Origin of the sequence: Variovorax sp. V93, assembly GCF_041154485.1 — a bacterium.
Lineage (GTDB): Bacteria > Pseudomonadota > Gammaproteobacteria > Burkholderiales > Burkholderiaceae_C > Variovorax > Variovorax beijingensis_A.
Map to the genome: position 1 here is coordinate 1,208,354 of NZ_AP028670.1, position 13,917 is coordinate 1,222,270.

Below are 13,917 nucleotides of genomic sequence, written 5' to 3' on the forward strand. Positions count from 1 at the left end.
AGCAATGAAGCGAATCGCGATTGTCGGCGCGGGCCAGTCGGGCCTGCAACTGGGGCTCGGGCTGCTCGCCGCAGGCTACGAGGTCACGATGTTCAGCAACCGCACGGGCGAGGACATCCGCCGCGGCAAGGTCATGTCGAGCCAGTGCATGTTTCACACCTCGCTGCAGATCGAGCGCGACCTGGGCCTGGACCTGTGGGCACACGACTGTCCCACGGTGGACGGCATCGGGCTGGCCGTGCCGCATCCCGAGCAGAAGGGCGCCAAGGCCATCGATTGGAGCGCGCGGCTGAATTCGAGCGCGCAGTCGGTCGACCAGCGCGTGAAGATCCCGGTCTGGATGGACCTGTTCCGGAAGAGGGGCGGCGAACTCGTCTTCAAGGACGCGGGCATCGACGAACTCGAGGCTTGCACCCTGAGCCACGATCTCACGCTCGTCGCCAGCGGCAAGGGCGAGATCTCGAAGCTCTTCGAGCGCGATGCCCACAAGTCCAGTTTCGACAAGCCGCAGCGCGCATTGGCGCTGACCTACGTGAAGGGGATGAAGCCGCGCGAGCCGTTCTCTGCCGTGTGCTTCAACCTCATTCCCGGCGTGGGTGAATACTTCGTGTTCCCGGCGCTGACCACGACGGGCCCCTGCGAGATCATGGTGTTCGAAGGCGTGCCCGGCGGGCCGATGGATTGCTGGGCCGACGTGAAGACGCCGCAGGAGCACCTCGCGCGCAGCAAGTGGATCCTCGAGACCTTCCTGCCCTGGGAGGCCGAGCGCTGCGCCAGCATCGAGCTGACCGACGACAACGGCATCCTCGCGGGCCGCTTCGCGCCGACGGTGCGCAAGCCCGTGGCCACCTTGCCTTCGGGCCGCAAGGTGCTGGGACTGGCCGACGTGGTGGTGCTCAACGATCCGATCACGGGGCAGGGCTCCAACAACGCGGCCAAGTGCGCCGACACCTATCTGAAGAGCATCCTCGCGCGCGGCGACGGCGCGGCCGATGCGGCGTGGATGCAGCAGACCTTCGACCGCTACTGGTTCGGCTACGCGCAATGGGTCACGCAGTGGACCAACATGCTGCTCGCGCCGCCGCCAGACCATGTGCTCAAGCTGCTCGGCAGCGCCGGCGCGGTGCCGCCGCTGGCCAGCGCCTTTGCCAACGGCTTCGACGATCCGCGCACCTTCTTCCCGTGGTTTGCGGATCCCGCGGAAGCGGAGCGCTACATCGAAACCTGCGCGGCAGTCGCATAAGCCGGAGCCAGCATGAAGCGACGCGTGGCCATCGTCGGCGCCGGGCAATCCGGCATGCAGCTTGCGCTCGGCCTGCAGCGCGCGGGGCACGAGGTGACGGTTTTCTCGAATCGCACGGCAAGGGAGATCTTCGAGGGGCCGGTGATGTCGAGCCAGTGCATGTTCGAGACTGCGCTGCAGACCGAGCGCGAGCTGGGGCTGGACTGGTGGGCAGGCGAGTGCCCCGTCGTGGAGGGCATCGGCATGGCGGTGCGCAACCCCGAGGGCGGCAAGGCCATCGAATGGAGCGCGAAGCTCGACGGCCCCGCGCAGTCGGTCGACCAGCGGCTCAAGATACCGGCCTGGATGGCCGAGTTCGAGAAGCGCGGCGGCCGGCTGGTGCTGCAGGAGATGGGGCTCGCCGACCTGGAAGCCTGCGCTGCAACGCACGATCTCGTGGTCGTTGCCAGCGGCAAGGGCGAGATCTCGCAACTGTTCGAACGCGACGCGCAGCGCTCGCCATTCGACCAGCCGCAGCGCGCACTGGCGCTCACCTATGTGAGGGGAATGAAGCCCGCTTTGCCGTATGCGCGCGTGTGCTTCAACCTGGTTCCCGGCGTCGGCGAATATTTCGTGTTCCCGGCGCTGACGACGACAGGGCCCTGCGAGATCATGGTGTTCGAGGCCGTGCCGGGCGGCCCGATGGACTGCTGGGCCGACGTGAAGACGCCGCAGGAGCACCTCGCGCGCAGCCAATGGATCCTCGAGACCTTCCTGCCCTGGGAGGCCGAGCGCTGCGCCGACATCGAGCTGACCGACGACAACGGCATCCTCGCAGGCCGCTTCGCGCCGACGGTGCGCAAGCCCGTGGCCACCTTGCCCTCGGGCCGTCAGGTGCTGGGCCTGGCCGACGCGGTGGTGCTCAACGACCCGATCACGGGGCAGGGCGCGAACAACGCGGCCAAGTGCGCCGACATCTACCTGAAGCGTATCCTCGAAAACGGCGATGCACCGTTCGACGCCGCCTGGATGCAGCAGACCTTCGACCGCTACTGGGAAGGCTATGCCCGCTGGGCCACCGACTGGACCCACAGCCTGCTCGCCACGCCGAAGCCGCACATGCAGAAGCTGCTGCAGAGCGCGACCCACATGCCCGCCGTGGCGAGCACCATCGTCAACGGCTTCGACGACCCGCGTGCCTTCGCGCCCTGGTGGTTCGATGCCGTCGAGGCCGACCGCTTCCTGGAAACTCGGGCGCGCGAGGCCGTGGTCGACCGCTTCGACCGGCGCGACTTCCGCAAGGCGCTCGGGCAGTTCAGCACCGGCGTGACTGTCATCACCACCCGCGCCATCGACGGCCGCCGCGTGGGCATGACCGCCAACTCGTTCTCCTCGGTCTCGCTGGACCCGCCGCTGGTGCTGTGGAGCCTCGCGCGGCAGGCGCCGAGCGTGGGCGACTTCACCGGCGCCAGCCACTTCGCGATCAACGTGCTGGCGGCGCATCAGCATCACCTGTCGCGCCAGTTCTCGACGCCGCAGGCGGACAAGTTCGGCGGGGTGGACTGCTGCGAGGGCACCGCCGGCGTGCCGCTGCTCAACGGCGTCATCGCCCGCTTCGTCTGCCGCAACGTGAAGCAGTACGACGGCGGCGACCACCTGATCTTCATCGGCGAGGTCGAGCGCTACGACCGCTTCGACGGCGAGCCGCTGGTCTTTCATTCGGGCTACTACCAGGTGACGACACGGCACCCGGAATGCGTGCAGTGAGCGCACGGCCCGCACCATCCAACCCTTGAACGGAGAAACCCGCATGCAGAAAAAAGAATCCGGCACCAGCCGCCGCATCCGCATCCAGGCCAGCGACGGCAGCGGCAGCTTCAGCGGCTACCTGGCCTTGCCACGCTCGGGCAGCGGCCCCGGCCTCGTGATTGCGCAGGAGATCTTCGGTGTCAACCACACGATGCGCGAGGTGGCCGACTACTACGCCGAGGAAGGCTACGTGGCGCTCGTGCCCGACCTGTTCTGGCGCCAGCAGCCCGATGTGGAGCTCGGCTACAGCGAGGCCGACTGGCAGCGCGCCTTCGGCTTCTACCAGGGCTTCGACGAGGCCCGTGGCATGGAAGACATGCAGGCCTCCATCAGCGCGCTGCGTGCCCGGCCCGAAGTGAGCGGCGCCAAGGTCGGTGTGCTCGGCTTCTGCCTGGGCGGCAAGCTGGCCTACCTGGCGGCCTGCCGCACCGACGCGGACGTGTCGGTGGGCTACTACGGCGTGGGCATCGAGGCCGCACTCGACGAGGCCGACCAGATCAAGCGGCCGCTCACGCTGCACATCGCCGAGCTCGACAAGTTCTGCCCGCCCGAAGCCCGCGAGCGCATCGTGCAGGCGCTGCGGGACCGCCCCGGCGTGACGCTGCACGTCTACCCCGGCGTCGACCATGCCTTCGCCCGCGCCGGCGGCGAGCACTTCCACAAGCCCTCGGCGCTGATGGCGCACGAGCGCAGCATTGCCGCGCTGAAGGCCGCCATCGGCCCGCACTACGACCTCTCGGCGCTGTGGGACAAGCACTGCGAGTACGAGTTCGGCACCCGCAACGTCGACGACACCATGTCCACCATGGTGGCCGAGCCTTACGTCAACCACATTCCCACCATGACCGGCGGCGTGGGCTACCAGGCGCTGCACAGCTTCTACAGCAACCACTTCGTCAACAGCAATCCGCCCGACACCACGCTCGTGTCGATCTCGCGCACGGTGGGCGCCACGCAGGTGGTGGACGAGCTGCTCTTCAGCTTCACGCACACCACCGAGATTCCGTGGATGCTGCCGGGCGTGGCGCCGACCGGCCGGCGCGTGGAGATTCCGCTGCTGGCGGTGGTCAAGTTCCGCGGCGACAAGCTCTACCACGAGCACATCTACTGGGACCAGGCCAGCGTGCTGGTGCAGGTGGGCCTGCTCGACCCGAAGCTGCTGCCGGTGGCGGGCGTGGAAACGGCGCGCAAGCTGCTGGACGAAACGCTGCCGTCGAACACGCTGATGGACAAGCCGGAAACCTGAGAAAAATCCAAATACGGCCTAGCTGTCCGTCGACCGGTGCAGATGCCGGCGCAACCGGCGCACGTTGAGCAGGACCAGCAGTGCGATCACCGGCACGGCCACCAGCGTCACTGCGGTTTCGTGCCAGCCCATGGCCTTGGCCAAGGGCTTGAGCAGGTAGTTGCTGAGGCCGACGCCGTAGTAGGTCATGGCGATCACCGACAGGCCCTCGACGGTCTCCTGCAGGCGCAACTGCAGGCCCTGGCGCCGGTCGAGGGAGCTGAGCAGCGCCTGGTTCTGGCGTTCGCGTTCGACTTCGGAGCGCGTCTGCAACAGCTGCGCGGCCCGGGCGATCCGCTCGGACAGCTGGGCCTGCCGCGCCGCCGTGGCTGCGCAGCTGTCCATCGCCGGACGAAACCGGCGCTCCAGGAATTCCGACAGCGGCTGCAGGCCCGGCACCAGAATCTCGCGCAGATCGAGCAGCCGCTGGTTCACGATGCCGCTGTAGGCGCGGGTGGCGGCAAAGCGCGCGCTGTTCTCGGCCATCGCATGCTCGACCTCGGCCGCGAGGGTGACGAGTTCGTGCAGCAGCACTTCGTCGCTGTCCGTCGCATCGTGGAAGCGGGCCATCAGCGACGCGAGCTGGGTTTCTTCCGCCGCGAGCTGGCCCATGCGGCGCGAGGCCAGCGGCAGGCTCCGCAGGGCCATCATCCGGTAGGTGTCGACCTCGATCAGGCGCTGGACGGTGCGGCCCGCGCGCCGCCGGTTCATGGCGTGGTCGAACACCAGGAAGCGCGTCACGCCGGCCTTGGTGCGAAGGTCCGACACCACGGTGGCTGCGCCTTCGGCCACCCGGTTGCCCACCAGCAGGTCGCTGCCGAAGAGCGGCGCCACCACGCGCGCATGGGGCGGATCGCCGGGGCAGGGGAGCACGGCCAGCTGCGTTGCGGAAATCATGCGGCCGGGCAGCGAGGCCAGCCAATCGTGCGGCAGGGCGTCGAGCCAGCCGGTGTCGAAGGCGTGGTCCATGGCGAGTTCGGCAAGGTCGGTGAACACGGTGAAGGTGTGGAATTCCGTGTGGCGCTCCCAGCGCACGCGCAACGCGCCGCAGCGCACCTGGCACTGCGTGGCCGCACCCGCTCCGGAGGCCTCGCCGCCCAGCCGCGCCAGATGCGCGATGCAAAGCGCATCGTCGTCCGGGCCTTCGCGCAGCGTGGCAATGGCCAGCGCGGCACCCGGCGTAGAAAGCGGCTCGAAGGGGCGCGCGTGGATTTCGTCGGCCAGCTGCTGGCGTCCTTCGACTTCTGTCGGCAGTTTCATTTCGGATTCCGGCAAGTGCATCATTTGGGGAACGCGTCCGAGGTCGAGCCCCGTTGCGCATGGATCGGGATTTGGCCACATGGACCAGGAATGGCATGAACGCGGAAGTGCGCGCGGGGGCTGCGAGTCGGGAAATTTGCGCGCTTGATCATGAGCAAGACGGGGCGGCCGAGCGGAAGAGATTGACGAAACCAGATGAAAAAATCTTCGTGCATTGCCATGGGCGCTCGACATTCCTGCGCCGTGAGTGACACCCGTGCGTGCCTTCGACGATGGCAGGCTGGTCAAGCGCTGGTGGAAAGGCACCGCGATCAATCCTTACCCGGGGTTGCGTCGGGTGCCTTAGCCCCAGATCCTTTTCACCCAAGCTCTTGAACCATCGGGCCGATGCATCGCCCCTGAACCGGTCGGCGGTATGCAAGGGCTGCTTGCGGATGAAGGAGCTCGGGCAGCCAGTGCCGAGCCCCGTCGACCTCACACGCCGCTGATCACGGCGTCCAAGGCTGCGACGAGTTCACTTGCCTGCGACCGCAGGTTGCCTCGCGCGATGCCGAGATCTTTGGCACGAAACGCCGCGGCCATATGCGGCATCGCGACCAAGGCGTGGCCTTCCCACTGCACTGACGGACATAGCGCACGAGGCAAGGCGGCCGGCCTATGCTTGCGGGACGCAAGCGGAACCATCAAACGTGTGGGCAATGCCGAGAGAAGATCGCTTTGGATGTCGACCATCCAAGGAATGTCCGGACGTTGCAGCTTTGAGGGATTAGGGTAGACGTCGAATTGGGCCACTTCCGAGCGCCGCTTTCACCAGGGCCTGAACTCTTCGCCAAAAACCCCGACCCGCTCGACCAGATCGTTTTGCTCGGCGATCCATTCTTTGTACGTCTCGTTGAACTCCCTCTTGCGCTGAGCCATCGATTTCCTCTGCTCCAGTGCTTCCAGTTCGGCAAAACGCGCTGCCGAGACGATCACACCTGCCACGCGATCATTCTTCATGATGTGAACAGGCTCGCGTTCGGCTTGGCCGAGGTAGTAGCCGAATCGATTCTTGGCTTCCGTGGCAGTGATCTGCATGGGGAATTCTCTGAGAGTCCTCGATATGGTTAGCCATTTTAGCTATTTAGCCCGTGTGCTTCAACCGCGGAAGGGCGTAGTTGTCCCGCGTGCAACGGCTGCGCAATGTTGGCGGCATTCCGCCGTTGCGGATTCGCTAGAGGCCGTCTGTACCGAGATATGCGCTTATCCGAACCCCCATTTCCGTCGCTCCAATGATGTACCGGGCATGACGCAAGCCCAGCGTGGGTGCCGCGGGCGTGACGTCAGGTCGAGAGGGCCGGCCCACCTGGGTACCCACCCCAATGGGGCAATCGCACGTGCCTGTCGTACGATCTGGACCGCTGCGGCCTCGAAAGCACTCTCCAGAACCCTCTGCCAGGCACGCAGCAGCCGATGAGACGCACCATCGTGACATGAGCCCGGTATTCCTGTTGCTTGTACATGCGGACCCCCAACAGGCGAAGCGCTTGCTGCGGCGCCTCGTTCCAGTCGGCCGTTGCATCGTCCATGTCGATGCCAAGGTCGAGCCTGCCGCGTTCTGGATCGACGACCCACGCGTAATTTTCGTGAAGGATCGTGTCGACGTGCACTGGGGCGCCATCTCCCAGGTCGAAGCCACGCTGAGGCTCATGCGCACCGCGCTCGCGGAATGCGAGGTGTCGCAGGTGAGCCACTTCGTGCTGCTCTCGGGCAACTGCTATCCACTGCGTCCGCCGGAGGAATTCCGGGCCTATTCGCAGTCGCATGCCGGCACGAACTTCATCAAGCTGATTCCGCTGGCAAGCATGCGCAAACAGCATGAGCGAGTCCGCCACTTCTGGTTCTACCAGGACCTTCCGGTGGATGGGCGGAAATACACCCTCGTACGGCTGTCACGCGGTCTTCTGCAATTCGTCGGCAAGCTCGGGCGGCGTTCGTTGCCGCTCTTTTCGCAGTGGCACTTCGGTTCCCAATGGTGGGCGCTGACCCCTGAAGCGGTGAGCTACCTCGTGTCGTATCCGCATGAAGCGTCGGTGAAGCGTTTTCTTCGGTTCTCCAAGGCGCCCGACGAAATCTACTTTCATACCCTGCTCGCAAATTCCCCGCTGCAGCACACCGTGGAGCCCGTCAGCGGCAGCGGCGTCTGGGACGCGGCGAACCTGCACCTGATCGATCCCTCGCTGTCGCGCTGGTTTCATACATCGGACTACGAGGAGGTCGTCGCATCGGGCAAATGGTTCGTGCGCAAGGTCGGCAGCGGCATTTCGAGCGACCTGTGCGACCGGCTGGACGGCCACGGCCACCTCGCCGCGGAGACCGCCAAGAAAGGCGCCTAGCGGTGCTGCGAACCCGGCCTCGATCGATCCGGCGGCCGGCAGCATCGAGTCTTGCCGGACCGCCTCCGGAGCGGCGGCGCGAACGGGCAACTGCACCCGTCGCCCGGCGGACCGGCGGTCCCTCACCGGCCCGAGAACCGCCTCAGGATCTCGTCGGCGTCCGGCCCCACCTGCTCCTGCCATTGCCTGATGGCGCCGGCCGATGCCGCCTTCAGCGCACCGGTGACGGCCGGCGGCACATTCGTCTCGATCACCACGCCGTTGCTGCGCATGACCCTGTAGTTGTCCTCCAGGCGGCTGCGGATGCGCTGCCACTGCGCCGCCTCGGTCTCGGCGGCCGCCTGGTCGACGGCCGTTCTGGCGGCGGCGTCGAGGCTTTCATAGGCCGCCAGGTTGATTGTGGCGATCGAGATCGGCATGGCGTAGTTGATCTCGGTGAAAGCCGGCAGGTATTGCCAGAGCTTGCGGCCGGCACCGCCGTCGCCGGAGGACAGGACCGCGTCGACGTCGCCGGCGGCGATGCGCGCCACCGCATCGGCGAACGAGATGTTGAAGGCCTGGGCGCCCGCCGCTGCCAGGGTTGCCTGCGACATGTCGTCGTAGGTGCGGATGCGAAGCGCCCGCAGGCCATCGGGCGATGTCACCGGCTTCCTCGACCAGATGCCGGACGCGGGCCAGGGCGTCGTGTACAGCAGCCTTTGCCCATGCGCCTGGAGAAACCGTTCGTAAGCCGGGCGTGCCGCCTTGAGAAGCGCTTCTGCGCGTGGCAGCGAATCGGCCAGGAAGGGCAGCGACGACACCGCGAACAGCGGGTACCGGTTCGCCACGCCGCCGGCAAAGGCGTCGCCCGCGTCGATCCTGCGCGCCTCGACGGCGTCCACCATGTCCGCTGATTTGAACCCGGCGGCGGCGTCGAAGCTGGCTTCGAACACCAGGCGGCCCTCGGTCTTCTGCGCGACCTGCTGCACGAAATACGAGACGCCGAGGCCGGGCATCGAGGTGGCCGGATACTCCGTGGCGATGCGCAGCGTCGTCGTCGCCGGCTGCGCGGCGGCGGTGACTGCCAGCAGCGCGGCAACAAGGCCCAGGAGAATGGATTTCGTCGCCGAGGGACGAGGAAGCGCGAATCGGGGCATGGCCGTTTTTCTTCCGCGGGTGGAGAGGGTGGAGATGATGCCAGCGCGGCCGGAATGCCTCATGGGCGCCGCGCGGTCCTGCCGGGCTCGCGGGGCGAAGGGCAGAATGCGGGCCGGTACCCCAGGAGAATCCACCATGAGATTGCTGAAGCTGCTCCGCACTGTGCTGCGTGTCCTGTGGTGGGCCCTGGCGGCGGCGATCCCCGTCGTGCAATACCGCTTCCATGACAGCTACCGCCGCGCCATCGGATGCCCTGCATCGGGGGATTGCTACGTGCCGGGCGCCGAGCTCCTGCTCGACATGCAGCTTCTCGCTGCCGGTTCGGCCGTCGTGCTGTGGCCGCTCTGCGCGTGGTACGCCATCGTCAAGCCCTGGCGTGCGCGCCGAGCGTCGCCCGGGGAGGCCGGCGGGCCGTTGCGCCGCCCGCTGCGCGGCTGAGGGCCTGCGTCACAGCAGGTCCTCGTCCACCACCAGCGACAGCAGCGACCAGCGCAGCCGCTGGGCCCAGTTCGATTCCGGCTCCCGGTGCAGTACCCAGTGGCGCCCGTCGCGCTGGAAGCTCCATTGCAGGCCGCCGTGCCGCGGCAGCTCGCTCACGGTGAAGCTCGCGGGCATGCGCACCCGCCGGATCAGTTCCGCGAGTTCGCCGGCCAGCGCGGTGCTGTCGACGATCAGGCCGAGTTCGGTGTTGCAGTGCGCCGAGCGCCGGTCCATGTTCATCGATCCCACGTAGAACCAGCGCCGGTCGACCACCGCCAGCTTGGCGTGCAGGCGGCCGAGCGAGCCGCGGCTGCCTTCGTTCTCGCTCCAGCCCGGATGCGGCTCGCCAGCCGGCATCAGCTCATGCAGCGTGGCACCCATCTGCAGGAGGGTGCTGCGGTAGCGCGCATAGCCGTAGTGCACCAGCGGCTCGTCGGTGGTGGCGAGCGAATTGGTCATCACCGACACGCTCGCGCCCTCGCGGCTCGCATGGGACAGCGCCTCGATCATGCGCGGCACCGGAACGAAATAGGGCGAGACGACCAGCACCTCGGAGCGCGCGGTCCGGAACAGGTCGAGGTTGGCGGCCATGACCGCACCCTCGCGGCCCCGCGGCCGCGCGGCTTCCTCGCCATCGCCGCCGGCGTCGCCTGCAAGGGCGTCCGGTGCCACCGCGTCCGCGACGACGCGCACCTTCGCGGGCACCAGCTCGACCCGGCCCTGCGCCAGCTGCGGGCCGACGGGGCCGCGCCCCAGTGCATCGCGCTCGCCGGCCGCGGGCGCGAGGTGCCCCGGCTCGCGCACCCGCGCGGCGAAGCGTTCGCGCGCCGCCACCGGCAGCGGCCCGCCGGCCGCCGCGACGGCCTCGAAGGGATAGGACAGCGGCCCGTTCCAGAAGGCATCGAAGCTCGCCGACAACGCGCGCACCGCCGGCCCGGCCAGCAGCGCGTCCATGTCGATGAAGTTCGCCGGCTTGCTGCGCCCGAAGTACTCGTCGGCGATGTTGCGCCCGCCGGTGATCGCGAAGCTGTTGTCGGCGATGAAGAGCTTGTTGTGCATGCGCCGGTTCACGCGGCCGATCTCGTGCAGCGACAGCAGCACGCGCGTGCGCAGGCCGCCGCTGCGCACCGGCAGCGGGTTGAAGACGCGCACCTCCACGTTGGCGTGCGCGGCCAGCCCGGCGAGCATCTGGTCGTCTCCGCCCGTGTACAGGTCGTCGACCAGCAGGCGCACGCGCACGCCGCGCTGCGCGGCGTCGCGCAGCGCGCGCAGGAATTGCCGCCCCGAGGTGTCGTCCGCCACCACGTAGTACTGCGCATCGACGGTGTGCCGTGCGGCCTGCGCGAGCGCGATGCGCGCCTCGAAGGCCTGGTCGCCGCCCGGCAGCAGGCGCACGCCGGAGAGCTCGGCCGCCTCGGGCGCCGCTTCGTCCCAAGCGGGCAGCGACGCGGCGGCAATGCGCGCGAGCGCACTGTCCCCCAGGTCGGTGCGCGCGTGCGACGCGACCCGGTGCACCTCGCCGGGCAGGGCGGCGCAGCCCGCCAGCAGCGAGACCGCGATCATGGCCGCGGCGCACAGCGCACGGGCGAGGCCCTCGTGGTACAGCGCGAGGATGCAGAACCGGCACGCAAGGGGTTCCCATGCGGCACGCAGCGCGGCAAGAGGCTTGGGGGTGTTCATGGCGGCCCTCGGTGCATCGGATGCGAAGTGGCGATCGATGCAGCCAGTCTTCCGCGCGGTGCCCGCCGCAACAATTGAGCGCTGCGCCTAGTCCCCGGCGCGGCCATCCGACTAGGCCTTTGGTGTAGGTGCGGGCACTCGCTTATTGAGGGGCTTTGCGCTAACCTGCATTCAGGACGGGGAGGGCCACCGTGGACGAGAGGCCCGTATGAAGGTTCTGCTGGTCGATGACCATGAGATCGTCTGGAACGGCACCCGCCTCCTGCTGGAGCGCATGGCCGCCGAGATCGAACCCGGCCGTCCCTTCCACTTCGAAGCCGTGCGGGACGCCGAACAGGCCTGCCAGCTGGACCCCGCCGGCGTCGACCTGCTGCTGCTCGACTACCACCTGCCCCAGCTCTCCGGGGTGGCCGCGCTCAAGGCCGTGAAGGCGCACTTCGAGGCCACGCCCGTGTGCATGCAGTCGGCGGAAAGCTCGCCGCAGCGCGTGCGCGAGATCATCGAGGCCGGCGCCGCCGGCTTCATTCCCAAGTCGTACCGGCTCGAGGACATGGAGGCGGCCCTGCGCGTGGTGCTGCGCCACCGCATCTACCTGCCGGCCGAGTTCGTGCTGGCCGACGACGTGACCCGCGCGCGCGAGCCCGACGAGCTGCCGCGCGAGGACCTTGCCGGCTTCCTGCGCGTCGAGCTGTCGCCGCGCCAGCGCCAGGTGCTGGCGCTCGCGATGCGCGGCATGCCGGTCAAGCTGATCGCGCGCCAGCTGCTGATTGCCGAGGGCACCGTGAAGGTGCACCTGTCGATGGTCTACCGGGCGCTTGGCGCGCGCAACCGCACCGATGCCCTGTGCCGCGTCTTCGACGCGCAGGCGGCGTGGGCGCTCGAGGCGACCTGAGCATGCCGGCCGCGCGTGACGAGCTGGACGAGCGGCGCCTGCAGGTGGTCGCCGAGCAGGCCGTGGGCTTGCGCTGGCAGATCCTGCTCACCGCCGTCGTCGTCGCGGCCATCGTCTGGCGCGACGTTCCGGCGCCCTGGGTGCTCGGCTGGTTCGCGGCGGTGATCGCCAGCCGCGAGTGGCGCGCCGCCGCGCTCGCGCGCATGGCCGCCGACCGCGCCCGCCCGATCGCCGCGCGGCTGCGCGCCACCGTGGGCTGGAACGTGCTGATCGGCGCCTGCAACGGCTCCGCGGCGCTGTTCATGGCCCGGCTCGACCCGACGCTGGATGCGGTCCTCACGATGATCCTGGTGTCCTGGGGCGCGGGCGCCGTGTCCACCAGCGCGACCGTGATGCCCGCCTTCCTGGCCTACGCCGGCCTGCTCTTCGTGCCCACGGCGGCCATGTGGCTCGCGGCCGGCGGCTGGCTCGGCTGGGGCGTGGGTGCGCTGGTGCTGATGTTCTTCGGCGTGCAGGCGCGCTTTGCGCGGCGCAACCTGCAGACCTTCGAGGAGTCGTTCGGCATCCGCGCCGAGAACCAGGCCCTGGCCACCTCGCTGGAGTTCGAGCGCGCGCAGCTGGCCATTGCGCGCGACCAGGCGGTGCGCGCCAACAACGACAAGAGCCGCTTCCTGGCCGGCGCCAGCCACGACCTGCGCCAGCCCCTGCAGGCGATGGCGCTCAACGTGGGGGCGCTGCGGCACGTGCCGATGGCGCCCGACGCACGCGCCATCGTCGAGGTGGTCGACAGCAGCCTGGAGCAGCTGCGCGCCATGCTCGACGCCCTGCTCGACGTCTCGAAGCTCGACGCCGGCGTGGTGGTGGCGCAGCCGCAGCGCGTGCGGATCGACCGGCTGCTGACCGCCGTGATGGCCAGCTTCGGCGCCGCGGCGGCGGCGCGCCGGGTGGCCCTGCACACCGCCTGCCCGCCCGGCCTGGAGGTGCACACCGACCCCGACCTGCTGCGCCGCATGCTGGCCAACCTGGTGGACAACGCGATCAAGTTCTCGCCCGCGGGCGGGCAGGTCGAGGTGCGGGTCGGCGCGCGCGAGGCACCGGACGCATCGAAGGACGAGGTCGAGCTGACGGTGCGGGACAGCGGTCCCGGCATCGCCCCCGAGAACCACCGGCTCGTGTTCGAGGACCTGGTCCGGCTCCCGGCGCCGGGCCCCGGCGCCGCGGGGCATGGCCTGGGCCTGGGCATCGTGCGGCGGATGGCCGAACTGCTGGGCGTGCCGGTCGAGCTCGATTCCAGCCTCGGCGCGGGCGCCTGCTTCCGCCTGCGGCTGCCGCGCGCCGCACCCGCGGGCGGCGACGGCCCCGGGGGCGACGGCGCCGGCACGCCGTGGAGCCTGGCGGGGCGCTGCGTGCTGGTGATCGAGGACGACCCGATGGTGCGCGGCGCCTACCTCAACGCGCTCGGCGCCATGGGCTGCCGCGTGCTGTCCGCCGCCACGCTCGACGAGGCGCTCGCGCAGATCGGCGAGCCCGATGCGGTGGTGGTCGACTGCCGGCTCGGCGGCGGCGTCTCGGGCTTCGATGCCGCCGAGCGCCTGCGCGCCCGGCGCCGCGCACAGCCGGCCGGGCCTGCGCTGCCGATCGTCATGGTCACGGCCGACACCGACCCGGCGGTGGTCGAGGCGGCGCGGCGGCAGGCGCTGCCGCTGCTGCGCAAGCCCGTCGACGAGCGCGGGCTCGGCCGCGCGCTGGCTGCGGCCATCGAAGGTTCCTGAACCCG

12 protein-coding genes are annotated in these 13,917 nt (G+C 69.0%); 7 read left to right on the forward strand and 5 right to left on the reverse strand.

What is annotated here, in order from left to right; all coding sequences use genetic code 11:
• Positions 1-4 precede the first annotated feature (4 nt).
• From ACAM54_RS31790 to ACAM54_RS31800, 3 genes are read left to right on the forward strand one after another with little or no spacing between them, the layout of a single operon-like run.
• Entirely contained in the window at positions 5-1,243 is a 1,239-nt protein-coding gene (locus tag ACAM54_RS31790) for a styrene monooxygenase/indole monooxygenase family protein (protein WP_369651060.1), read from the forward strand.
• A 12-nt stretch (positions 1,244-1,255) separates the two neighbouring features.
• A complete protein-coding gene (locus tag ACAM54_RS31795; protein ID WP_369651059.1) occupies positions 1,256-2,989 on the forward strand; it encodes a styrene monooxygenase/indole monooxygenase family protein in 1,734 nt (577 codons plus the stop codon).
• Positions 2,990-3,032: 43 nt separating this feature from the next.
• A complete protein-coding gene (locus ACAM54_RS31800; RefSeq protein ID WP_369651058.1) occupies positions 3,033-4,277 on the forward strand; it encodes a dienelactone hydrolase family protein in 1,245 nt (414 codons plus the stop codon).
• Positions 4,278-4,295: 18 nt separating this feature from the next.
• Here ACAM54_RS31800 and ACAM54_RS31805 read toward each other — a convergent pair whose 3' ends face one another.
• The 3 genes from ACAM54_RS31805 to ACAM54_RS31815 all read right to left on the reverse strand — a co-directional run bounded on the left by ACAM54_RS31805 (position 4,296) and on the right by ACAM54_RS31815 (position 6,653).
• Positions 4,296-5,576, reverse strand: a complete 1,281-nt coding sequence (locus ACAM54_RS31805; RefSeq protein WP_369651057.1) for a DUF3422 family protein — start codon at positions 5,574-5,576, stop codon at positions 4,296-4,298.
• Positions 5,577-6,050: 474 nt separating this feature from the next.
• Positions 6,051-6,368: a CcdB family protein gene (locus ACAM54_RS31810; protein WP_145747749.1), complete on the reverse strand. Its 318-nt coding sequence runs from the start codon at positions 6,366-6,368 to the stop codon at positions 6,051-6,053.
• A gap of 15 nt (positions 6,369-6,383) precedes the next feature.
• Positions 6,384-6,653 (reverse strand): type II toxin-antitoxin system prevent-host-death family antitoxin, encoded by a 270-nt coding sequence (locus tag ACAM54_RS31815; protein WP_145747748.1) that lies wholly within the window; start codon positions 6,651-6,653, stop codon positions 6,384-6,386.
• A gap of 395 nt (positions 6,654-7,048) precedes the next feature.
• Here ACAM54_RS31815 and ACAM54_RS31820 point away from each other — a divergent pair, with 395 nt between their 5' ends.
• Complete coding sequence (locus tag ACAM54_RS31820) at positions 7,049-7,951, forward strand: beta-1,6-N-acetylglucosaminyltransferase (protein ID WP_369651056.1); 903 nt, start codon at positions 7,049-7,051, stop codon at positions 7,949-7,951.
• A 122-nt stretch (positions 7,952-8,073) separates the two neighbouring features.
• Here the strand turns inward: ACAM54_RS31820 and ACAM54_RS31825 are convergent, their stop codons facing one another.
• A complete protein-coding gene (locus ACAM54_RS31825) occupies positions 8,074-9,087 on the reverse strand; it encodes a TRAP transporter substrate-binding protein (protein WP_369651055.1) in 1,014 nt (337 codons plus the stop codon).
• A 136-nt stretch (positions 9,088-9,223) separates the two neighbouring features.
• Here ACAM54_RS31825 and ACAM54_RS31830 point away from each other — a divergent pair, with 136 nt between their 5' ends.
• Positions 9,224-9,526: a hypothetical protein gene (locus ACAM54_RS31830; RefSeq protein WP_145747746.1), complete on the forward strand. Its 303-nt coding sequence runs from the start codon at positions 9,224-9,226 to the stop codon at positions 9,524-9,526.
• Between the two features lie 9 nt (positions 9,527-9,535).
• On the opposite strand, the gene ACAM54_RS31835 is transcribed toward ACAM54_RS31830, so the two are convergent.
• Positions 9,536-11,248 (reverse strand): phosphatidylserine/phosphatidylglycerophosphate/cardiolipin synthase family protein, encoded by a 1,713-nt coding sequence (locus ACAM54_RS31835; RefSeq protein WP_369651054.1) that lies wholly within the window; start codon positions 11,246-11,248, stop codon positions 9,536-9,538.
• Positions 11,249-11,456: 208 nt separating this feature from the next.
• Between ACAM54_RS31835 and ACAM54_RS31840 the strand changes: the two genes are divergently transcribed.
• Positions 11,457-12,140, forward strand: coding sequence for a response regulator transcription factor (locus ACAM54_RS31840; RefSeq protein WP_145747744.1), 684 nt, complete (start codon positions 11,457-11,459; stop codon positions 12,138-12,140).
• 2 nt (positions 12,141-12,142) lie between these two features.
• Positions 12,143-13,912 carry an ATP-binding protein gene (locus tag ACAM54_RS31845; RefSeq protein ID WP_369651053.1) on the forward strand — a complete coding sequence of 590 codons (1,770 nt, stop codon included), beginning with the start codon at positions 12,143-12,145 and terminating at the stop codon, positions 13,910-13,912.
• The last annotated feature ends 5 nt before the right edge of the window (positions 13,913-13,917 follow it).